General features: G+C 50.7%; 22 protein-coding genes. 14 read left to right on the top strand and 8 right to left on the bottom strand.

The features are described 5' to 3' along the window. Window positions 1-51 precede the first annotated feature (51 nt). The 5 genes from JSQ97_RS08240 to JSQ97_RS08220 form a co-directional block, all read right to left on the bottom strand. Window positions 52-1,593, bottom strand: coding sequence for a hypothetical protein (locus tag JSQ97_RS08240; protein ID WP_205075614.1), 1,542 nt, complete (start codon window positions 1,591-1,593; stop codon window positions 52-54). A gap of 61 nt (window positions 1,594-1,654) precedes the next feature. After that, the gene (locus tag JSQ97_RS08235; RefSeq protein ID WP_205075613.1) at window positions 1,655-2,482 is read right to left on the bottom strand and encodes an outer membrane lipoprotein-sorting protein; all 828 of its coding nucleotides are present in this window, start codon (window positions 2,480-2,482) and stop codon (window positions 1,655-1,657) included. Window positions 2,483-2,728: 246 nt separating this feature from the next. Further along, complete coding sequence (locus tag JSQ97_RS08230) at window positions 2,729-5,614, bottom strand: efflux RND transporter permease subunit (RefSeq protein WP_205075612.1); 2,886 nt, start codon at window positions 5,612-5,614, stop codon at window positions 2,729-2,731. Window positions 5,615-5,776: 162 nt separating this feature from the next. Then, window positions 5,777-8,413 (bottom strand): polynucleotide kinase-phosphatase, encoded by a 2,637-nt coding sequence (locus JSQ97_RS08225; protein WP_370590046.1) that lies wholly within the window; start codon window positions 8,411-8,413, stop codon window positions 5,777-5,779. A 22-nt stretch (window positions 8,414-8,435) separates the two neighbouring features. Further along, a complete protein-coding gene (locus JSQ97_RS08220) occupies window positions 8,436-9,836 on the bottom strand; it encodes a 3' terminal RNA ribose 2'-O-methyltransferase Hen1 (protein ID WP_205075610.1) in 1,401 nt (466 codons plus the stop codon). A gap of 284 nt (window positions 9,837-10,120) precedes the next feature. Here JSQ97_RS08220 and infC point away from each other — a divergent pair, with 284 nt between their 5' ends. From infC to JSQ97_RS08190, 6 genes are read left to right on the top strand one after another with little or no spacing between them, the layout of a single operon-like run. Then, window positions 10,121-10,675, top strand: a complete 555-nt coding sequence (infC, locus tag JSQ97_RS08215) for a translation initiation factor IF-3 (RefSeq protein ID WP_187385527.1) — start codon at window positions 10,121-10,123, stop codon at window positions 10,673-10,675. After that, window positions 10,668-10,868 (top strand): 50S ribosomal protein L35, encoded by a 201-nt coding sequence (gene rpmI, locus JSQ97_RS08210; RefSeq protein ID WP_016520365.1) that lies wholly within the window; start codon window positions 10,668-10,670, stop codon window positions 10,866-10,868. Before infC ends, rpmI begins: the two co-directional genes overlap by 8 nt. A gap of 17 nt (window positions 10,869-10,885) precedes the next feature. Continuing rightward, window positions 10,886-11,245 carry a 50S ribosomal protein L20 gene (gene rplT, locus JSQ97_RS08205; protein WP_205075609.1) on the top strand — a complete coding sequence of 120 codons (360 nt, stop codon included), beginning with the start codon at window positions 10,886-10,888 and terminating at the stop codon, window positions 11,243-11,245. A 1-nt stretch (window position 11,246) separates the two neighbouring features. Beyond that, window positions 11,247-11,603 carry a cell division protein ZapB gene (locus JSQ97_RS08200; RefSeq protein WP_205075608.1) on the top strand — a complete coding sequence of 119 codons (357 nt, stop codon included), beginning with the start codon at window positions 11,247-11,249 and terminating at the stop codon, window positions 11,601-11,603. Then, window positions 11,604-11,906, top strand: coding sequence for a cell division protein ZapA (gene zapA, locus JSQ97_RS08195; protein WP_187385524.1), 303 nt, complete (start codon window positions 11,604-11,606; stop codon window positions 11,904-11,906). Next, entirely contained in the window at window positions 11,903-12,400 is a 498-nt protein-coding gene (locus tag JSQ97_RS08190; RefSeq protein WP_205075607.1) for a DUF188 domain-containing protein, read from the top strand. The genes zapA and JSQ97_RS08190 overlap by 4 nt, the downstream gene beginning before the upstream one ends. 98 nt (window positions 12,401-12,498) lie before the next feature. Here the strand turns inward: JSQ97_RS08190 and JSQ97_RS08185 are convergent, their stop codons facing one another. The 3 genes from JSQ97_RS08185 to JSQ97_RS08175 all read right to left on the bottom strand — a co-directional run bounded on the left by JSQ97_RS08185 (window position 12,499) and on the right by JSQ97_RS08175 (window position 16,024). Then, a complete protein-coding gene (locus JSQ97_RS08185) occupies window positions 12,499-13,776 on the bottom strand; it encodes an HD domain-containing phosphohydrolase (protein ID WP_205075606.1) in 1,278 nt (425 codons plus the stop codon). A 155-nt stretch (window positions 13,777-13,931) separates the two neighbouring features. Then, window positions 13,932-15,299: a HAMP domain-containing sensor histidine kinase gene (locus JSQ97_RS08180; protein WP_205075605.1), complete on the bottom strand. Its 1,368-nt coding sequence runs from the start codon at window positions 15,297-15,299 to the stop codon at window positions 13,932-13,934. Then, window positions 15,296-16,024: a response regulator transcription factor gene (locus tag JSQ97_RS08175; protein WP_205075604.1), complete on the bottom strand. Its 729-nt coding sequence runs from the start codon at window positions 16,022-16,024 to the stop codon at window positions 15,296-15,298. Before JSQ97_RS08175 ends, JSQ97_RS08180 begins: the two co-directional genes overlap by 4 nt. A gap of 337 nt (window positions 16,025-16,361) precedes the next feature. Between JSQ97_RS08175 and JSQ97_RS08170 the strand changes: the two genes are divergently transcribed. From JSQ97_RS08170 to fliP, 8 genes are all read left to right on the top strand, one after another. Beyond that, complete coding sequence (locus tag JSQ97_RS08170; protein WP_205075603.1) at window positions 16,362-16,559, top strand: flagellar FlbD family protein; 198 nt, start codon at window positions 16,362-16,364, stop codon at window positions 16,557-16,559. Window positions 16,560-16,565: 6 nt separating this feature from the next. Further along, the gene (locus JSQ97_RS08165; protein ID WP_205075602.1) at window positions 16,566-17,348 is read left to right on the top strand and encodes a motility protein A; all 783 of its coding nucleotides are present in this window, start codon (window positions 16,566-16,568) and stop codon (window positions 17,346-17,348) included. Between the two features lie 2 nt (window positions 17,349-17,350). Continuing rightward, window positions 17,351-18,079, top strand: a complete 729-nt coding sequence (gene motB, locus JSQ97_RS08160) for a flagellar motor protein MotB (protein ID WP_205075601.1) — start codon at window positions 17,351-17,353, stop codon at window positions 18,077-18,079. Between the two features lie 63 nt (window positions 18,080-18,142). Continuing rightward, the gene (locus JSQ97_RS08155; protein ID WP_205075600.1) at window positions 18,143-18,691 is read left to right on the top strand and encodes a flagellar basal body-associated FliL family protein; all 549 of its coding nucleotides are present in this window, start codon (window positions 18,143-18,145) and stop codon (window positions 18,689-18,691) included. Window positions 18,692-18,716: 25 nt separating this feature from the next. Further along, window positions 18,717-19,754, top strand: coding sequence for a flagellar motor switch protein FliM (gene fliM, locus JSQ97_RS08150; RefSeq protein WP_187385515.1), 1,038 nt, complete (start codon window positions 18,717-18,719; stop codon window positions 19,752-19,754). Beyond that, entirely contained in the window at window positions 19,747-20,871 is a 1,125-nt protein-coding gene (fliN, locus tag JSQ97_RS08145; protein ID WP_205075599.1) for a flagellar motor switch protein FliN, read from the top strand. Before fliM ends, fliN begins: the two co-directional genes overlap by 8 nt. A gap of 24 nt (window positions 20,872-20,895) precedes the next feature. Beyond that, a complete protein-coding gene (locus JSQ97_RS08140) occupies window positions 20,896-21,534 on the top strand; it encodes a flagellar biosynthetic protein FliO (RefSeq protein ID WP_205075598.1) in 639 nt (212 codons plus the stop codon). 112 nt (window positions 21,535-21,646) lie between these two features. Further along, window positions 21,647-22,474, top strand: a complete 828-nt coding sequence (gene fliP, locus JSQ97_RS08135; protein WP_205075618.1) for a flagellar type III secretion system pore protein FliP — start codon at window positions 21,647-21,649, stop codon at window positions 22,472-22,474. The last annotated feature ends 8 nt before the right edge of the window (window positions 22,475-22,482 follow it).

Raw genomic sequence — 22,482 nt, 5'->3', positions numbered from 1 at the left:
TTTCAATAACTTTCGGGACAGCCCCTGCTTCCTTGTTTGTTATCCTATTTTTTAAAACCTGTATTTCATGCCCAGCTGCACAAAGCTGTTGTGACGGAAGGCGGAGAACTCGCTTTTGTCCGAATCGAACGCGTGGATAAATAAACCCGATGCGATGATGTCGAAGCTGTCGGCGACGTTCCACGTTATCTGCGGCATGACGATGAGGTCTTCGCGCTCGATGCCCCAGATGACGCTCAGTTCCGGTTTGATCTTTTCGTGATTCCAGCTGTCGGAAATGTTTACGACGATTTTATCGTTCGTGTAGCTCGCGTTCGCGTTGTAGTCGACGTCGTCTGCGCCGTTATCGCGTACGCCGCCGTCGTTCAGTACGCAGGTACCGATCGTCTGCACGTTTACATTGAGGTTACTGAGCGGCAGATCTTTGTCGAATCCGAACACCCAGCCGATCGAGTGATTGTGAATCGCCACGTCGCTGCCGGCAAAATCGTTCGTCATCGTGTACGCCGCTTCCGCGCGGAAATTGAATCCGCCGAAGGTTTTCGCTCCTTCCGCGCCGAAGACGTGCAGCCGGTCGTAGTCGATGAATTTGTCGCCCTCGGCGACATTTCCGGTCTTAAGATACGTTTCAACATAGCTTCGCAGCTTTGCAGCATTGACCGACGCTTTTTTGCTGCGCCCCGTATAATACGAAAGCCCCACATCCCAAGTACCGAGCGTCGCCGTCGCTCTCACTCCCGCCTGTCCGTATTTCAGCCGGTAGAGGTTCGGGTAAAAATTATTACCGGCGAGAGAATTTGCGCGCGAAAGCATTGTCATATATTGTACTATGATTGGCGGAGGGGTAGTACCGGTAATGCCGCCAGGAAATGCGCCGCCGATGACACTTGCCACCGCCGCCGTCACATTCCTTTTCAGCGTACTCATTTCAGCCGGCTGCCACATACCGCTTCCGTAACGATCGGCGGTCATAAACGGCGCATAGACGCCTTCGATGCGCAGGCTGTTTACTATGCCGACATCTTTCGGTGCGTTCCATACGAGGCGCACCATCGGTTCGGAAATGCGCCTGTCGATGTAGTCGGGGATGATAAAGTCGGTGTAATCGTTCGCGTTGAAGTTGTCGAGCACGTGCAGTTTGTCGCCCTTGCCCCAGACGACTTTCATTTTGCCGCCTTCGAGCACAAAGTCTCCGAGATACGCGCGGAGCGTCATCTCATCGATGATGTCGAAGGGGTAGTCGGCGATGACGTCTTTGTTGAACGCGAATTTTACGTCGGCTTCCGTTTTGCTCCCTTCGTATGCGAGTTCGATCTTTCCTTTCGGTTTGATATACGTATCCCAATCGGAAAACGATTTATTGTCGCCGTCCGAGTTCCTGCTGTCGACGTAATAGCGGAAATCGATTTTCGCTTCGCCTCCGACGCTGAGCCCCGCGCTTTTAACGCCCTGCGATGCACCGCCGAAATCGTCGGACACATCGCTTCCGAAGTCCGCGCTCTCGAAATCGAGCGCATCCTGCGCGTGCGCAAAATAGGGCAGTGTAAAACACAGCGCACCGATCAGCGCCGCAATGGCTTTTGTCTTTTTCATATCCGTGTCCCCTTTGTTTAATTATTAATAATTTTTACCGTTGTCGATTTTACTGCAATCTTTATTTGCCCGTGTTGAGGAAGTTCTGAGTAAATACGCGGTCGGGGATCGGCTTATCGAGGATGATGTTATCGAGCACGTTTCCGTTTGCATCTTTTCGCTGCGTGATCGCAATGCGCGTCGAGTGACCCGTTTGCACGTTTTTGAGCACGTTCGACATGGGGATATTGTAGCCGCCGATGTTTTTAAGTTTTTCGACGGTGAGCACTTTTAAAAGCGAGCCGTCTTTTTTATCGTACATTTCCGCATACACCGGAACGTAGGTCGCTTTATCGATCCACTGGATGCGGTATTTGTATTGCGCTTTCGACGCGTTTACCGGAGTCGATTTGACGACGTAGCAACCAAAGCCGTTTTTTTGCTCTTCTTTCAGCAGTTCGTGCGTGTCGTCGTCGAGTTCGCGCGTCGACATATCGTCGTAGGTTGCATCCGTTCCGGTAAACGATTTATCGCCTTCGCTCGAATTGACGCGGCGCGTATTGCGGAGCGCCGGAAGGTAGATCCATTTGTCGTCGTCGGCGTTTTTCTTTTCCATTTGGAGAAAGCGCGTATTGATATTGCCCTTGTTCGTGCTGTTTTTGAAAATGATGACGACGTCCGACGTGTCCGTCTGTGCGTTGTGCCGCCCGTATTCTTCGATTTCGCGGCTTTCTTCGATCGAACCGTTTTTTGCAATCAAATCCATTTTAATAAGGGAATGATTGTAGGCTGGCTTTTTTACGTTGAGTACCTTTTCGATGACAGCGCGCCCGTCTTCGGCAAATGCCGCTCCCGCTGCGGCGAAAGCCGCCGCCGCAAAAGTGATTTTAATAAGCGATGCTTTTTTCATAATACCCCCTATAAAGAGTTTTGCAGAAAGTTGCAACTTTCTGCAAAACTCTTTAGTCGTGCGCATAAGCACACACGTTTAATGATCGAGTTTGCGAAAATATACTGTATCGTATTCATTCGATTTTCATCAAAACGATGCGTGTACCTATCTTCCGCAAACATCCGCGCAAACTCGAGATCCGAAGCGGCGGCGATATTTCAGACGGCGCTTCGGATCGTCCTCCTATAAAAACTTTCTTATTTCCTATTCCGTGTCGTTTTCACCGATATCTCGTTCGACCTCCTTTTTCGCTCGTATGAATTTCGGATCGTAGGCGACGAGGAAGCCCGGAATGATCGTCATCGCGAGCGCCGAACTTGTGAACATGACGATCGCGACGAGGATGCCGATAAAGCGGAGCACGACGAATTGCGAAAAATAGAGCACGAGAAAACCGAGTCCGACGGCGAGCGCGTTCGTGATGATACCGATACCGCTTTTTCTGAACGTCCGCTTTGCCGCGTCTTTTCCGTCGCGCGTGAGCGCCCTCTCGGCGCGGTACGTTTCGAGAAAGTGGATCGTATAGTCGATGCCGACACCTATGGCAACCGACGCGAGAATGCTCGTCACGAGGTCGAGCTTGATCCCGGAAAATCCCATGACCATGTAGTTGAGCAAAATGGTAAACGCGAGCGGTACGGTGCCGAGCAGTCCCGCCCAGCCGGAGCGGAACGAAACGGCGATGACGATGAACACGCAGATGAGCGAAAAGAGCAGCGATTTGAGCTGGCTCGAAATGACCATATCGGTCATCGTCGCTTCCATTTCTCCCGGCCCGGTGAATTCGACCGTATAGCCTTCGGGAAAATGCTTTTGCGCATAGTCGCTCGCCGTATCGATAAAGTGCGTGATATCGTCCGTACTGTGCGAGCGGAATTGCACTTGCGTGCGCAAAACCGACGGCTGGAGCTGGTTATTTGCAAAGCGGTCGAGCGAACCCGAAAAGAGGAGCAGATACTGCGACACGAGGTCGGAAAGCGCTTCGCGGTTTGCCGCGGGATATTTTTTTACGTCGTCGGGGATTTCGTAATAATCGATCCCGTTGTAATTGAATTTCTTTTCGAGGGCGGACACGATTTTTTCGACGGTCGCATGCTGCCCGCCGGCTTCTACATACGCTGCAGAAAGCATATCGAGCATATCCCGTACCGACATCTTTTCGGAAAGTTTTCGCGCATAGTCTATATTCGGATCGATAAAATCGATCGGCGCTTCAGTTTCGGGTGCGGAAGAAGAACCGAAGTCTCCTCCGAAATCGCTTGCGGCAAAGTCGTTTCCGAAATCGTTCGAACCGAAGTCGCTTGAACCGAAGTCGCTGCCGAAATCTCCGCTTCCGAAGCTGTCATCGGCGATCAGGGATGCGCTTGCATCCGAAACGTTTTCCGTTGACGGAACATGCATGACTTGATTCATGCGTTTTATAAACGTCGTAAACGAAACGATTTTTCCGACGCTGTCGAAGTTGTCGAGCAGATAGGTTTGCATGTCGTCGAGCGGTTTTAATATTTCCGGTTTTGTCATGCTTCCCGCAACGTACACGCGCTTTCCGTCTTCGTCGAGCACGTCGTTTCCGTTTTCGTCTTTTTGTACCGGCCCTTTGACGATCATGTATACGGTATTCGTTCCGGCAAAACGCTCGTCGACGTAGTAGACGTCCTGTCGCAGTTTCGACATATACGGAAAATAGCTGATGAGCGCGGTATCGATGTGCAGGCGCGAAAGACCGACTGCGGAAAACAGCACGATGAGCGTACAGAACAGATATATGCGCGGTTTAGAGCCGCAAAAAAAGCTGTAGATACCGTACAGCGTTTCGCTTGAGCGGTGCGATCCCGTCCGCTTCGCTTCGATTTTCGCTTTGACTTTTGCTTCCGCTTGTGCAAAGCGCTTCGAGCGGTAACCGACCTTTTCCGGATTTTTTATCATGAGCAGCGCGGGGATAAACGTCGTTGCAAGGATCAATGAAAATGCGATGCCGAGTGCGGTGAATATCGCAAAGCTGTGGAGCGGCCCGATGGGGCTTGTGACGAGCGAAATAAAGCCGATCGCCGTCGTGAGTGCCGCAAGGAACACCGCAACGAACACGTCTTTGAGGCTTTCGATGATGAGCGCTTTGTGTGTCTCTTTTGTGAGCGTACCTCCTTTTTCGAGCGCATCGTCGAGGGCTACGTAGTAGTGCGTGAGCACGTGGATACCGTATGCCGACCCGCACGCGATGAGCGCGACGGGGATGATACTCGTGACGATCGTAAACGTAAAGCCCGACGCCGCCATCGTGCCGCACGTCCATATCGTCGCCATGAGTACGGCGATGAGCGGGAGCAGCGTTCCGTCGAGCGTTTTAAAGCTTAAAAACAGCGTGATCAATACGACGACGACGACGAGGGGAATGAGATTTTTCAAATCGCGCAGCATGAATTTTCTCGAGCTTTCGGTGAGGACGGGATCTCCGTAATAGATGACGTTGAGGTTCGTGTGTTCCGTCGCTTTACCTACGATGTCGCGGATCGCATTGAGCGTCCGCTGCCTCACGGCTTCGTCCGATTCGTGTACTTCATTCGGATCGGGATGGTTGTTCGATTTTAAGATGATCTGCATTTGAGCCGCACGCCCGTCGTCGGAGAGGATGACGCGGCGGTACATATCGTCCCAATCGTTTATGTTTCGCTTTACCGTTTCCGCCTGCTCGTCGGTGAGCGGCGGCAAAAGTCCGTTTTCCCGTTCGACGCCGATAAGGTTTCCCGCAATGAGCGCGTCATCTTTTCCGTAGATAAAGTCGATGTTCGTGAGCGAATCGACGCTTTCCACGTTTTCAAGCGCTTCGATTTCGGTCGTAATGCGGTCGATGATTGCGATGTTTTCCGGCGTGATGATCGATCCGCCGTCCGTTTCGAGCGAAACGCCGATGACGACGGTACTGCCGAACATATCTTCCGTGTCGATGAGACGCGTGTAGGATGCGTGCTTGTGCGGGAAAAATTGTCTGACCGAATTGTCGAGCTTAATGTTTTTGAGCTGGATACCGAGTATGCCCGTTATGACGAGGCATACGACGATGATGATCCTCGGATGCTTAAAAAATCGCTGCATGGAGTCTCCTTGTATTTTGTTTATGTGTTCTTTGGTTTAAGTTCTTAAACGTATGAACATATACTAATAAAACCGCTTTGAAAAGTCAATAGGGCATCGCGAAAAAACTCACTTTCCCCGCGATGTTTTTTGCGTATGTACTCGGATGTGCGGCGGTGATGATTACAGACGGGGATCGGTGGGTTCGCTTTCCGTTGCGAGTACGGCGAAGACGCTTTCATGGATCCGCCTGAGCGGTTCTTTTTTGACAAAACGTTCGAGCGCTTCGATCCCCAACGCAAATTCCTGTACGGCAAGCGCTCTCTTTTTTGCAAGTCCGCGTTTTTTCAAACGGCTGAGGTTTCCCTCCTCGCAATACTCCGGACCGTAGATGATGCGGAGATATTCTCTTCCGCGGCATTTAACGGCGGGCTGTAAAATGCCGCCGTCCTTACCGTATGCGATAAAATCATAGGGCTTTACCACCATACCTTCTCCGCCCTTACCCGTGAGATCACGCCACCATATCGTCGCATCGTTTATTTCAGCTTCATCTTCCAAATGCACGATTTTATACGGAGTCATTTTGAAAAGCGTCGTGTCCGCACGGCATATCTCCGCTATATGCTCCATATGCCATTGATGATTTTTATCGGTATGGACGCTACCTTCCGTTGCCAAAATATGGAAGGGTGCAAGTTTATAATCGTCTACGCTTGCAACTTCCCAGCAATAGGCACGGTACGCGGAAACGAATTGTTCCGCCGACTTCTTTTTTTCCAAAAACGTGTGCAACAGATTTTGGGAACCTTCAATGCCGCGCAGTGCCGTTAAACGTAAAACCTCTTCCGCTTCCGAAAGCGCGTTCAGCGCGGCTGATCCGGTTGCGGCATATTGATCGTGAATAAGGCTTTGCGCTTTTGCCGACCAGGGCATGAGTTCGGCATCGAGGCATACCCAGTCGGTATCGTGCTTTTCCCAAAAAACGGAACGAGTTAAGGCATTCCGCACTTTTTCCAAAAACGCTTTTTCGATTTCCTTATCGTTAAAAAAATTGCGTCCCGTGCGGGTATAGCAGATACCGAAGCCTTCACCTGCAATACCGAATCGGTTTTCGGCGGTCCGTTCATCCCGACAGATGATCAATACGGCGCGGGAACCCATGTGTTTTTCTTCGCAGACTATTGTTCGGATGCCGCGATTTTTATAATACGCAAATGCTTCGACCGGATATTCCAAAAAATCGTCGAGTGTACTCGTTTCGCTCGGCGACATGGTCGGCGGCAGATAGATGAGCCACTTGGGGTTAACTGCAAAACGACTCATCGCTTCAAGGGCGGCGATGGAATTTTCTTCCCGAATTAAAATATTGTTTTTAAGTCGCGTCTGAACGATACGCCGTCCCGTAACGTCTTCGATGTCGAGAACGTCGTCATCCAGATGCTGAAGCGCCATGAAAGCATAGTTACCGCTGGTTGCGTCTGCCGCCCCTGTCTCCGACGCAATCGCATTTTCTCGCTCCGCCTTTTCGTTTTCCGATGTATTCGCAGTTCCGGATCCTATCGCTTCAAGCGGTTTGACCGGTTTGCAATATGTCTTTTGAGCTTTTACCGAAACGAGTTCTTCTTCGGGATAGCGCAGCGCCGTGAGCGAACCGCCGAAGGCGCAGCCGGTGTCTATATCGATCGTATTGTTGAGCCACTGGGGGGAGGGGACGGGCGTATGACCGTAGACGACCTTTGCGCGTCCGCGGTATTCCGACGCCCAGTTGTACCGCACCGGTAAACCGAACTCATCCGTCTCTCCGGTAGTCTCCCCATACAGGCAAAACGAACGCACCGCTCCTGAGCCGCGCCCCTGCATTTCCTCTTTAATGCCTGCATGAGCGACAACGAGTTTGCCCGAATCCAATACATAGTGGCTGATCAAGCCGTATAAAAATTCTTTTACGTCGCTTTTAAATGTGTCGGATTCTCCTGTCAGCTGCTCAAGCGTTTCGGCTAAGCCGTATTTTTCCTGCACCGCCTTTCCGCTTAATTTCTTTTGGAGCTTTATATCGTGGTTTCCCGGGACACAGAGTGCCGTTCCGCCTCGCACCATACTCATAACGAGTTTTAATACGGCCGGAGAAGCGGGTCCCCTGTCGACCAAATCGCCTAAAAAAATAACCGTACGATTTTCGGGGTGACTTACTTTAAATCCGAAGTTCGTTCCGTCATCGGCTGTCGGTTCTATCGCATAATGCAGTTTTTGCAAAAGTGCAACCAATTCTTCATAGCAGCCGTGCACGTCTCCGATGATATCGAATGGGCCGTGCAGTTCGGTTTTATCGTTATACAGCTTTTCTCTGACAATCGCGGTAACGGCATCGACTTCATCTTCGGACTTAAAGACATGAATCTTTTTGAAGCCTTCTTTTTTTAAGTTTCGAAGAGAGCGCTTTAAATCATGCATCTGCCGCCTGAGGACATGGACGGAAACGGATCTGTCCGTACGTGTTTCATTCCTGCTTTCGCACAGCTTTTGCGGCATATCAAAAACGATTGCGACCGGCAGAACGTGAAAGGAGCGCGCGATATCGAGCAATTTTTTCCGTGCGTCGGCTTGAACATTTGTCGCATCGGCGACGGTGAGCAATCCGTTTTTAAGGCGCATCGAAAGGATAAAATGAAAGAGCTCGAAGGCATCGCCTGAAGAAGTCTGATCGTTTTCATTGTTGGAAACAATTCCGCGGCACGTATCGGAAGAGACTATCTCATATTTTGCAAAATGTTTTTTTGCAAAACTGCTCTTGCCCGAACCGGAAACCCCGACTAGCACTACCAATGCAGTTTTCGGTATATTAATTTCCATATGTAAATACCGCCATCTGAGACGGCGCTCCTATACTTTCCTCTTCTTCGCCGACCGGAAAAAACGCAACCGCATAATTGTTTTTGCGTGCAATCTCTTGCGCCCATGCTTCGAATTCTTTCCTCGTCCATTCAAAGCGATGATCGCCGTGCCTCATTTTTCCCGCAGGCAGATGTTCGTAGCGTATATTGTATTCGCTGTTCGGTGTGGTGAGCACGACGATATTCGGCTTTGCATACATAAAGATCGATTTTTCCAGTGCAGGCAATCTGTTCGCATCGAGGTGTTCTATCACTTCAACGAGGGCTGCGGCATCGAATCCGTCGAAACGTCTGTCCCGATAGGTAAGCGAACTTTGGAACAATGAAAGCCGCTCGCGCTGATTTGCAGACAGTTCTTCCCAATGCAGTTTTTCTTTGCATTTTATCAATTCCGAATACGAAACATCGGTACCGGCGATACGTGTAAATTGCTTTTCTTTTAAAAGCAGCTTCAACAGTTTGCCGTCGCCGCATCCCAAATCGATAACGCTTGCCGCTCCGCTCATGCGCAATTTTTCGGCGACGAGCCGTAAGCGTATGTCGTGGAGCCGCTCTTTCTTTTCTTTTTGCGCCGGTGTTTCATCGGCGGCGTCTTCATCGCCGGTGTTTTCTTCCGTCTGCAGTATTTCAAAGGCGGAACGCATAAGCGATTTTAAATTGATCAAATACCGCGAAACGATAGTTTCCTTTTCAGGATGCCCTTCGATCCATCCTTTTCCTTTTCGAAGCAGTTTATCGACTTCATCCTGCGTGATAAAATAATGCTTTTCGTTATCCAAAACGGGGATCAAAACATAGAGGTGGGACAGCAATTGTTTTAAAGGCAGTTTGTTTTTGAGCGTCAGGGTAAAATATTTTCCGTACCCCCATTCGGGAAACTGCGTATCAAGCGGATGTCGCTCCGCTTCGACCGTGTAGCCGAGCGGTTCGAAGAGTTTTTTGATCAGTATTTCCCCGCCGTGCGGAGCCGGCAGCACGGATATCTTCGCCGTTAAGGAAAGCGGCACATCGACGAGTTCCGGCCGTTCTTTGCAGTTTCCGTTTAAAGCGCTTGAAAAAGCTTTTGAAATCGCCGTACTCATGAAAGAGGAAGCCGCATAGGGGCGATCGTTGACGTATTGTCCGAGTAAAAAATCTTTCCCCGCAAAGTTTTTTGCGTTGCGAACCATGCCGACGGGATCGATATCCAAGAGGAGGGCGGCCGTCGCTTTTTCTTTTTCGTATTCGGGATAAAAAATATACGCCTTGCCGACCGACAACTCCGCGGTCTGCAGCGTGTCGGGATGTTTGTGCAGCAGAAAACTTAAAGCTTCGGCGTTATCTCCTTCTGCCCTTATTGTCAGCAACATATTCGCTCCGTCTCTACGATCTGTATGATGCACTTGAAAATCTTCAAAGATTGCGATTTCGGAAAACAGTATCAATTATATATAAAAGCAAAACGGCATTCAATCGACATCTCGCTTGGATCGTTACGTGTGTAACTGCGTCGATGCTCGTGCTCTTTTCGACATTCGTTCGGCTCAATCTTTTTTATGCGATGCGATGCGAGCACTAGACATTTCGGCATACATTATTATATAATACTACTTACTTTACATGGTAGACGTGTTTTCAGACACAAGGAGGATAGTTGGCCTATACTAACAACAATAAGGGTTTACGGATTAACGAACAAATCCGCGTACGGGAAATCAGGTTAATAGATGATGAGGGTAATCAAAAAGGGATCGTACCTACGATTGATGCGCTCAGAATGGCTAGGGATGAGGACCTCGACCTTGTTGAAGTTTCGCCAAACGCGAATCCGCCGGTCTGTAAAATACTCGACTTCGGCAAATACCGGTTTGAAATGGAAAAAAAGCTCCGAGACTCCAAGAAAAACCAAAAGGTATTGAAGCTCAAGGAAATCCGTATGCAGCCGAAAATCGGCCCGGGCGACCTTGACACGAAAGCCAAGCATGTGCAGGAATTCCTCGACGAAGGCAATAAAGTCAAAATCACGATCCGCTTCCGCGGACGCGAATTGGCTCACACCGAGCTCGGATACGGAGTCCTGCAGGAAGTTCTGAAAAGGCTTACTTCCCCATACGTCGTCGAAAAACCGGCCGCTATGGAAGGCAAGTTTATGTCGATGACCATTTCGGGAAAAGCCAAAACAACAAGTGAGGTAAAATCGAATGCCTAAGATGAAGACGAAAAAATCCGCCGCCAAGCGCTATTCGCTTACGGGCAGCGGAAAAGTCAAGTACAAGAAAATGAACCTCCGCCATATTCTCACCAAGCGTTCTTCAAAACGGAAACGCCAGCTGCGCGCTGCCGGAATTATGGCCGAAGACTCTGCAAAAAAAGTAAGAAAGCAGATGCTGCCGTACGGCTGATTTTCAGGAGTTAAAACATGTCAAGAGCAATAGACGGATCAAAACGTAAAAATCGCCGCATCAAAATCCTCAAGCTTGCAAAGGGTTTCAGAGGCGACAGAAAATCGAATTTCAAAGCCGCAAAAGACGCGGTCGTAAAAGCGCTGCGCCATGCCTACGTCGACAGACGCGACAGAAAGGGCAATTTCCGCGCGCTGTGGATCGCACGTATCAACGCGGCTGTCCGCGATGAAGGGCTTTCGTACTCCCGCTTTATCGACGGTTGTACCAAAGCCGGAGTTGCGCTCAACCGAAAAGTACTTGCAAATATGGCAATCGAAGATCCCGCGGCGTTCAAAGCCGTCGTGGACATCGCAAAGAACGCACTGAAGGCATAATATGATATCGCTCGATCAGATCCTTCTTCTTGAACGAAAAGTGGAAAGCGCTGTGGAAAAAATCTCACAGCTGCAGTCGGAAAACGATGCTCTGCGCACCAAGTGTGCCGAGCTCACAAATGCGCTTGCCGACAAATCGGAGCGGCTTTCCTCTATCGAACAGGATCAGAGCAAGATCGAAGACGGTATATTAAAAGCGCTCGACCGGCTCAATTCCATCGAAAATTCCGTACTGAGAGCCGGAAGCGCAGCCTCTGCTGCAAAAACGCCGCAAAGTCCGAAAGCGCCCCAGAGCGCACCCGTCCGTGCCGCCGAACCGAAAAAAGCGGAAGACGACGGACAGTTCGACATTTTCTAAATGGGTTCCCTTCAAATCGACCTGCTCGGCTCTTCTTTTGCGATAAAAGCGAACGAAGAATCGGCTTATCTTGAAAAACTGCTCGGCTATTATAAACGCATCACCGAAGAAGTGAAAAAAACGGGCGGTTTGACGAAGCCCGTCGAAATAGCGATCATGAGCGGCATTACGCTCGTCGACGAATTATACAAAGAAAAATCGAAAAACGTAAAACTCTCGAAAGACGGGCAATCGACGGACGATGAGGAAGTCGAACGCCTTACGCTCCGCATGATAGACAGGATCGATAAGGCGCTCGAGTGAAAGTTGTGCACGTGTGGGTGGATGCGGACTCCTGCCCTCGATCGGTACGCGATTATATTATTAAAAAGGCGGCGTCTCTTTCGCTTGCCGTCACCTTCGTCGCAAACCGCGCCGTCCCCGTCGATGATAAATTATTAATTAATAAAAAATCGTCTTTCGAAATGCTCACTTGTGAAAACACGCCCGGAGCGGCCGACGATTATATCGCAGATCATGCCGAAGAGGGCGATATGATCGTTACGCGCGACATCGTGCTTGCGGCAAAGCTTGCCGAACGGGGCTTGTGCGTTTTGAACGACCGCGGTACGTGCTACACGAAAGAAAGTGCCAAAAAAAAACTTGCCGACAGAAATTTCAATATGCAGCTCGCAGAGGCGGGGCTTACGGGCAATAAAAAAAACATCTACGGCAAAAAAGAGTTCGCAGCGTTTGCCGCGTGCTTCGACAAAGAAATTATTAAATTGATACGCGATCGCTCTCTTTCGATCCTATAAACGATACGGCTCTTTTGCAAAGGTTACGTTTCGTGCGCCTTTGCGGGGCATTGTGTGTGATTGTACTGCGTTCGGCGGCCGAATCTTTTTTAAATGGATTAGCCGCGTTCTTCGGGGGCGGATTCTTCGTCGGGATAGGCGAGGAGAATGGCCGAGATGCGGCTTTTTATCTGCAAAAACGCCGAGACGATTTCAGGGTCGAACTGTCTGCCCGCCTCTTTTTCGATCTCTTCAAACGCCTGTTCGGGCGACCACGCTTCTTTATATGAGCGGCGATGACTGAGCGCATCGAACACATCGGCCACGCTTATGATGCGCGCGGCGAGCGGGATCGCATCTCCGCCCAACGCGTCGGCATGGGGAATGGGCTCGCCTATTTTATAGGCGCGGTAATCGATATCGCCGGGATAGCCTGCGCTCGATTTATTCCACGCTTCGTGATGATGGAGCGCGACGTCACGGCACATCGAATCGAGCTGGGAAGATCCTTCTCCGAAAATCTGAGCGCCGATGCACGTATGTCCTTTTAGTATGGCTCGGTTTTCGTCATCGGGACCGTAGCGCTTCGGGCTGTGGAGCACCGCATCGGGAATGCCGACTTTGCCGATGTCGTGAAATTTTGCGGCGATTTTTAAACAGTCGCGAAAGCGATGCTTTTCCTGATCGGGGACATTGTGATCGAATGCCCAGCGGTCGTATATTTCGAGAGAATTTTCGGCAACGCGCATGACGTGGGGATAGGTTTCTTTCGGGTCTCGGAACTCCGCCATCCTCAGCATGCGCTGCACCATCAAATTCGTCTGATACGTATTTTGCAGCGCTTGGCGGACGCTGGAGGCAAAGTGTGTGATATAGAGCACCGCATCTTCATCGAAGCCGATAAGTTTTCCCGATTCGTCCTGCGCGTTTATGAGCTGCATGACGCCGAGCAGTTTTCCCGACTGCATTTTAAGCGGCAGCGTGTAGATCGATTTTGTGTGATAGCCGGTCGAGATATCGGTTTCTTTATTAAAAACGAAAGGCTTGTCAGCGGATATTTGATATGCGTCTTGAATATTGACCGGCTCTCCCGACAGTGCGACGTAACCGGAAATCGACTTTTGATTGATCGGAACGGAAAACGACAGATACGGAAGCTTTTCTCCGGGTTTGAGTTTTTTCAGCTGCGTATCGTTTTGCGCGTATTTTATACGCAGCTTGTTATCTTCGATTTCGTAGATGGAACCCGCGTCCGCGCGGACGATGGCGCGCGTTTCGGTGAGAATACGTTCGAGAAGCACGTCGATGTCTTGGATCTCTTCAAGCTTTTTTTCAAGCTCAAGAATTTTTTGCAGCTTCTGCTCTTTTTGCAAAACACTTTTTTTTGTCCGTCTCATGCACACTTTTTCCTGATACGATATCGAAAACACTTTCCGCGCACAGAGCACGAAAGCCGATTGATTATACTATTGTTTGAAATAAAATACAATGTAAAAACCGAGCCTTGCAAGCGGCGCGGGGAACTCGCGCTCGGCAAGCGACGAGGTTGTATTCATTTCGGAATCTTTATCGTAAACGTCGAACCTTTGCCGGTTTCCGACTCGACACCGATCGTCCAGCCGTGTGTGTCGACAATGCTCTTTACGACGGTGAGGCCGATCCCCATGCCTTCTTCCCGCCGCGAATCGGTCGCCCGATAAAACATATCGAATATGTGATCGAGGTCTTTTTGCGCTATGCCGATTCCCGTATCGCTGACGCTTACGACGCACGCGTCGTCCGTTTCCGTCGCAGAAATCGAGATTTCGTCTCCGTCTTTCGAATAACGTATTGCATTGCTCAAAAGGTTTTCGAGCGCGCGGGAAAAAAGCTGCCTGTCCATCGGTATTTTGCATTCGGGGGAGATGGTGATCGACGACGTGATTTTGCGTTTAAAGACAGCCCCCGTCATTTCGGCGCTTTTTGCGAATTCGGAAACGACGGAAAGGACGCTTTCGGGGACGAGCTTTTGTCGCCAATCCGCGCTGTCGAGCTTTACAAAATTGATGAGCGTGTCGATCATGCTTTCGAGCTGATTCGTCTTCGTCGAAATGATTTCGAGCGATTTTTTGATTTCGTTTTTGTCGGTGACGACATCGTCTGAAATCGCTTCCGTGTAACCTTTGATGACGGCAACGGGAGTACGGAGATCGTGGCTGATCCCCATGATAAATCTCGTGCGCCGCTCGTGCGCGTCGAGCAGCGCGCTCCGCATCTTTTCAAGGTTTTCGGTCAGCGAGATGATTTCGTTGCTTTTCGTTTTTGACTGCTTCGTATCGTCGGTGAGAGGCACGCTCAAATCCCCGTCGGCGATCTTCTGTGTCTTTTGTTCGAGGATCGTGATCGATGTAAATATGTCTCCCGAAATTTTTGCGATGATGATGAGTACGAGGGCTGCAAAGCACAGCAAAATGCCGACCAGGTAGCTGACGTAATCCATGCCGTGCCTTTCGCGTTTATTGAATTTATCGACGCGGGTCAAGATGACGATCGTATCGTTTCGACTTGAAAAACGGAAACTCGTAAATTGATAAAAATACGTATCGCTCGTCGAAGATGCGAATCCCCACAGTACGAGCGGAGAGAGAGAAGTGCCGGCTTTGAGTTCGGCGATCGATGAAATTAAAATATCGGCCGATCCGGAAAGCGAAAAGACGGCAACTTCCACATCCGGCGGCAGGCGACGGATATAATCGTGGAGCTTACTCCATTCACGCACCGAAAGTTTGAACGCATCGCTTTTGCGCAGCTCTTTGTAATCGTGGATGAGCGCGCGTCCCGGAGACGTAAAATAGTGATACGACGGAATAAAAAGTGCGCAGCATATCGGAATGACGATGATCGCTGCAAGAAGGATATGAAATTGGCGCCTGATCGTCATGCGTCTTTTTTCGCTCCTTGCCTGAAGGCGATCGATTCTTTTGAAAAGCAATAGCCGAGCCCGAACACCGTTTTAATAAATTCGGGATTTGACGGATCCTTTTCGATTTTTTTACGAAGCCGCTGGATGTACACTGCGACGGCGGTTATGTCTCCGTACTGCGCTTTCCACACGTCCGCGTAGATTTTTTCCGGTGAAAGAGATTCGCCCGCATGTTTGACGAGGTATTCGAGGACGGCGTACTCTTTTGCCGACAGGGCGATCTTTTGTGCGCCTTCTTTGAGCACGCAGCTGTTTAAAAGCAGCGTGTACGGACCGAACGAAATCGTCTCTTCCGCAGCGGCTTCGGTTGCCGCCTGTCTCCGCAAGTTTGCCTGAACACGGGCGACGAGGACGCGCGGCGAAAAAGGCTTTGTGACGAATTCGTCGGCTCCGAAACCCAAACTTTTGATGATGTCTTCGTCGGCATCGCGCGCCGAGACGATGACGACGGGTATCGTCGTTTTATATTCGGCGCGGAATTTTTCAAGGAATTCGAAACCGCTCATACCCGGAAGATTCAAATCGAGGATGACGAGGTCGGGTGTCGTGTCCGATTTCAGTTTTTCGAGCGCAGCTTCCGCCGTACCGAAAGAAAGAGCATCCATACCGGCTTTTGAAAGATACATCGCGATAAGGTTGGCAATTTCGGAAACATCTTCTATAATAAAAATACGGGAACGCATAGCTTTTCCTTTCAAGTTCGACTGCGGCATACACGGCGAGTTTGCAGAGCAAACTCGGTAGTGAGCGCAGCGAACGAAGTTCTCGCCGAAAGCACGGTTTTATTTAGAAATGCTTTCAAAACTCGGCATTCGATCTTTTAACAATTTAATGTAAAACGGAAAAACGCGCAACATCGACGGGGAACGATAACATTTTTTTATGAGATAAGAACGAAAAATTATCCGTAAACAAGTATATCGGCTCGTCCGATAATGAAATGACGAGATTTTTATCGGAATGGGGCATCGGGTATGGTGAATACTTGACGGCTCGAAGCAATCGGAGCATTATATAACGATGATCGAAGTGGTGCGTTTAAACGGAAAAAAGTATTGGATCAATCCCCATATGATCGAAAGCATGGAAGAAAATCCCGATTTGACGCTTGCGATGCTGTCCGGCAGAAAAATCGTCGTAAAAGACAGACCCGAAGATATTATCGAAAAGATCATAGCCTATCGAAAGAAGATCGGCATCAATACGCAAGAGGTGTGAGGAATTATGGATATAGCGACAATAATCGGAATCGTCGGCGGCGGCGCGTGTATCATGGTCTCCGTTATCTTTTCCGGCGGTTCATTGGCGGGTATTTTCGATGTGCCTTCTCTTTTTATGACGATAGGCGGTTCGTATTTTTCGCTGTGGCTCTGCGCTCCGATTTCATATTGTATCGGTCTCTTCCGCATCATGGGGCGGTCGTTTAAGATATTCGATTTCGGCGAAAAGCAAATAATTCAGAATATGGTCGCGCTTTCCGAAAAAGCGAGGCGTGAAGGCATCCTCGCCCTCGAAGACGGACTCGACGATATCGAAGATGCGTTTATGCGCAGCGGACTTCGCCTCGTCGTCGACGGTACGGACGGACAGGTCATCCGCGCGATCATGGAAAACGAAATGAACCAGTGCGAAGCGCGTCATATGACGTGGATAGGACTTGTAAACCAGTGGGCGGGCTTTGCACCGGGCTTCGGCATGATGGGTACCGTCGTCGGTCTTATCGGTATGTTGCGCAACATGGAAGACAAATCGGCTATCGGTCCGAATATGGCAGTCGCTCTTATCACGACGCTGTACGGGTCTTTGCTTGCGAACTGGATCATCGGACCTATCGCGCAAAAACTCATCGGCCACAACGCCGCCGAAATGCGGACGAAAGAGATGGTCATCGAAGGCGTGCTTGCCATTCAAGCGGGAGAAAACCCGCGCATCATGGCGCAAAAGCTGCTCACCTATCTCGACCCCGTCGCGCGTCACGCGATCGAAGCCGATGTCCTCAAGGATTGAGTATGGCACGGAAAAGCAAACAGCCCGAAAAGCCGTCAACGGCATGGCAAGGCACGTACGGCGATATGATCACGCTCATGCTCTGTTTTTTCGTCATGCTGTACAATCCGACTGAAGTCGATATAACGCAGCTTGCGACGATAACGCAGTCGCTCCAGATGCGCGAAACGGAAACGACGGCGGGCGGTCTTTCGCTTGCGACGGGACGGCTTGCGGATTTGGGAAACAATATCAATGCGCTGCCTGCGATGGAAAAGGGGCGCTCCCTTGCAAACGCGCGAAAAAAAGCGGTGAGTCTTTTTGCACCCGATATCAAATCGAACAGGATAACGATAACGAGCGACGAGCGGGGGCTTGTCATCACGCTTGCATCCGACAGTTTTTTCGCCGAAGGAAGCGCCGAAATCAATATCGACGAAACGCGCGATACGTTGCTGCGCCTTTCGGAATTTTTCAGGGATCCCGAACTGAAGGCGAGGCGATTTCGCATCGAAGGGCACACCGACAGTACGCCCGTTCCCGCATCCTCGCCGTATCCGAGCAATTGGGAGCTTTCCGCTTCGCGTGCGATGAACGTGCTCCACTATCTTGCCGACTTCGGCGTAAACGAGCAGCAGTTTTCGATAGCAGGCTATGCGGATACCCGCCCGATGTTTTCGGACAACACGCCGGAAGGCAGAGCGTACAACCGGCGGGTCGATATAATTATCCTAGACGAAGGACACTTTTGATGGTAAAATGTATAATTAAATATTCGTTAGAATGTAAACCGTGCGTTTGTACAGGTGGGGATCATGGCAGACAACGATATTAATTTCGATGAAAACGCGTCCGACGGCGGAAGCGGCAGTGCGAAAGGAAAAGGGATCGGCGGACTTGTTCCCGGATTATTAAAATGGATACTCATAGCGCTCGGCGCCGTCATCCTCATCGTCGTCGTCGTGTTCGTTACGGTGCGCATCGTCTCGAGCAATACGTCGGCGCAGACGGCGATCCCGATGAGCGACGAATATCAGGCGCAGCGGGAAGTGCTCGATTGGTACTCATCGCTCGGAGCTATCAGGACGCGTACAAGCGACGACATCCCCGCGAGCGTCGTCGTCAACGTGTTCCTCGGTTATAAAAAAGACGATAGAGTTGCGGCGACCGAGATAACCGAACGGAGAGTTGAACTCACCGATTATTTGCGCCGATATTTTACACAGAAGACGATCGACGAATTGAAGCCGCAAAACGAACAGAAATTGAAAATAGAATTGCGCAACGCGATCAACGACGAAATCTTAAGCGGTTCGAAGATCCGCGACGTTTCGTTTCAGCAGCTCGATGTCATCGAGCAATAGCACGGCGGTTTGATTAGGAAAAAGCATGAACGAAGTTCTGTCACAGGATGAAATAGATCAGCTGCTCACCGCGATAAGTTCGGGCGATTCGGAAACCGACGATTTTAAGCCGGTCAGCGATACGCGTAAAATCAAGATTTACGATTTTAAGCGTCCCGACAAATTTTCAAAAGAACAGCTGCGTACCGTGTCGAACATGCACGAAACCTTTGCGCGTTTGACGACGACGAGCCTTTCCGCTCAGCTGCGGAGCCTCGTGCACGTTCACGTTGCTTCCGTCGATCAGCTCACGTACGAAGAGTTTATCCGATCCATTCCGACGCCGACGACGCTTGCCGTCGTCAATATGGATCCGCTGAAAGGGAACGCGGTACTTGAAATCGATCCGACGATCACGTTTTGCATGATCGACCGTCTGTTCGGCGGCCGCGGTACGACCACGGGCAATAAAAACCGCGATTTGACCGATATCGAACAGTCGGTCATGGAAGGCATCATCGTGCGCATCCTCGCGAATATGCGGGAAGCGTGGACGCAGGTCATCGATTTGCGCCCACGGCTCGGGCAGATCGAAACGAATCCGCAGTTTGCCCAGATCGTGCCTCCTTCGGAAATGGTCGTCCTCGTTACGCTCGAAATGAAAGTCGGCGAAGAGGAAGGCATGATGAATTTCTGCATCCCGTATTTGACTATCGAACCGATCATTTCAAAGTTGTCCTCTCAGTTTTGGTTCAGCTCGGTGCGCAGAAGTTCGACGACTCAGTACCTCGGAACGCTGAAAGAAAAACTTTCGTCGGTGGAGATGGACGTTGTCGCCGAAGTCGGTTCCATCGATTTACCGATACGCGAAGTGCTTTCTCTTCGCGTGGGAGACGTCGTGCGCCTGTCGAATATCCGCGTCGGCGATCCGCTTACGCTCAGCGTGGGCAGCAAAAAGAAATTTTATTGTCAGCCGGGCGTCGTCGGGAAAAAGATGGCGGTGCAGGTGACCGGTAAATTGGAAGATATTTCGGCGGATGATTTTGAAGAACTTTCTGTAGAAGGAGATGATTCGTATGAGTGATGGTGCAATATCGCAGGATGAGATTGATGCTCTGCTTTCGGGCGTATCCGTAGACGGTCTCAATGCATCCGGCAGAGTCGGAAGCGCTCCTTCCGTACAGGTGGATACCGCCGTTCTCCAGAAATTTGCGGATGAACTCAAAACGCCGCTCGCAGAAAATCTCAACAAAATGACCGGCGCGAATTTTTCCGCCGACACTCCCGTCGTCGAACAGCTCGACCGCGACCGCTTATTGGCAAAGCTGCCGGAAATCGTCGTCAATATCCTCGCCGACTTTTCGAGCGGACTCGTTGGAGATCACCTCTATATCCTCGCGCCCGAGTTTGCGCAAAAGATCGTCGGCCTCATGAACAAAGAGGATAACGCGGACATCGACGACATGGCGCTTTCAGTCATCGCCGAAACCGTGTCCACTCACACGAACGACGAAATTCAAGCCCTCGAAAAGACGGGTAAGCTTTCGGGCATTTCGTGCAACCCGCCCACTGCCCGTAACGATCCGAAAGCGATGATACGTGTTCCGCAAAATCAATTTGTCCTTTTTAATTATCCTCTTTCGCTTGACGGACAGGGCTATACCTTGTGGGAAGCCGTCAGTGCTTCGGCTGCCGAACAGATATGCAATGCACTCGGAGGCGGAAATTCTGCTCCCGAGATGAGCACGGGCGGAACGCTCAGCGCCGCCGATATCGCATCCGTCGGAACGATGGCTTCGCCGAGCATGAATATGGGAAGCATGAACATGGGACAGGCGATGCCCATGATGGGGCAGATGGGAAACGGCATTCCGAACGTGCAGTCCCTGCAGTATCCGATGTTCCAAGGCATGCAAGGCAATGTCTCCGGAAGCGCCGAGCAGGGCAATATCGGTCTTATCATGGACGTGTACATGGAGATGACCGTAGAGCTCGGCCGTACGAAAAAACAGATCAAAGACATTCTCGGCATGGGAGAAGGTACGATCATAGAGCTCGACAAACTTGCAGGGGAGCCGGTCGATATCCTTGTCAATCACAAGCCGATCGCAAAGGGCGAAGTCGTCGTCATCGACGAAAACTTCGGCGTGCGCGTTACCGAAATCCTGTCTTCGCTTGAGAGGGTGACGGAACTGCACTGATAATTGTACCGGGTGGGGGAACAGTTGCAATACTCGAAATTATTAAAAACGGCGGCGTTTTCGTTTTTGCTGCTTGCCGTATCTTTTTCGCCGTACGCGCAGACGCAGGTGACCGAAGATACGCGCATCGAGCGGACTGAAAGTGCGGCCGTCGACGAATCTTCTCTTCCGATAGCCGATCCCGCGCTTTCGCCGTCCGCAGCAGAGCGGCCCGCATCGACGCTTTGGCTTTTTATACGCATGATCCTTGTCCTCGCCGTAGTGGTCGCGTGCGTGTACGCGGTCGTCTACCTCATGAAGCGCAGTATGAATAAAGACGTCGGAGAGGGCGATCAATTTTTGCGCGTCGTCTCTTCCGTGTCGATCGCTCCGGGAAAATCGGTGCACGTCGTTTCGCTCCTCGACGATAAAGCGTATCTCATCGGCGTTACCGACAACGCGGTCAATCTCATCGGAGAAGTTACGGACAAAGAGACGATACACGCGATGAACCTCTATGCGGATACTCGCCAAAACGTGAGGCGTCCGCGAAATTTCGGCGATATCCTTTCGATCTTTATGCCGCAGGGAACGAAAAAGGGCGAAAGCGTTTTCAGCGGCGACGGCGATAAAGCGCGCGATATGCTTCGGGCGCAGAGAAGCCGCCTCGATTCGGAAAACTGATATGAGATTCCTCAAAGATTTCGGCGGCAAGCCGACGCCTTCTTGCGCCGAGCGAAAACCGCGCTTAGTGCAGGCGAAGTCCGGCATCGGTTCCGGAAAAAAAGCGTATCGAATGCGGGCGTCGCGCATCGTCCGTGCGGCACTCGTTCTCGCTCTCCTTTTGTGTACGCTTTCACTTTCCGCTCAGCAGAATAATAATTTTCCCGAACGCTCTGCGAGGGGGACGACGGAGATGAATCGCAATGTGCGAAATCCTGTCGTGCCGAATGTCGATATAACCCTTACGCAGCCTCAAACGGGCAGGGAAGTCGCGTTTTCGGTACAAGTGCTCCTTTTGCTTACGGTACTCACGCTCGCGCCGAGCATTTTGATTTTGACGACGTGCTTTCTGCGTTTTTCGATCGTCCTCGATTTTATTAAACGCGCGCTTTCTCTGCAGCAGGTGCCGCCGACCGCCGTGCTCAACGGGATCGCGTTTTTTATGACGCTCTTTGTCATGTGGCCGACTTTTACGAGGGTGTACGACAATTCGTTCCGTCCGCTTTCGAGCGGAGAAATCGGCGTCGAAGAGGCGTACCGCGAAGCCGAAGTTCCGATGCGCATTTTTATGTATACGCAGATGGCCGAAGATACGAGCTATATTTCCCTTTTTATGTCTATGGCGAGGATGGATCGGCCGAATACGCTCGCCGACGTTCCGACGCATATCCTCGTGCCCGCTTACATTTTGCACGAGCTTACCGTCGCGTTTAAAATCGGCGTACTGCTTTACATTCCGTTTATCATCATCGATATGGTCGTCGCGAGTATTCTCATGTCGATGGGCATGATGATGCTGCCGCCGGTGCAGATTTCGATGCCGTTCAAACTGATGCTCTTCGTCCTCGTCGACGGATGGGGACTTTTGACGCAGCAGCTTTTCGTTTCCGTGTTGCGTTAAGGATGGTA

Origin of the sequence: Treponema sp. Marseille-Q4523 (assembly GCF_016901105.1) — a bacterium.
GTDB lineage: Bacteria > Spirochaetota > Spirochaetia > Treponematales > Treponemataceae > Treponema_D.
The sequence above is the reverse complement of the archived record's forward strand: the minus strand, read 5'-3'. Positions and strand labels throughout refer to the sequence as shown.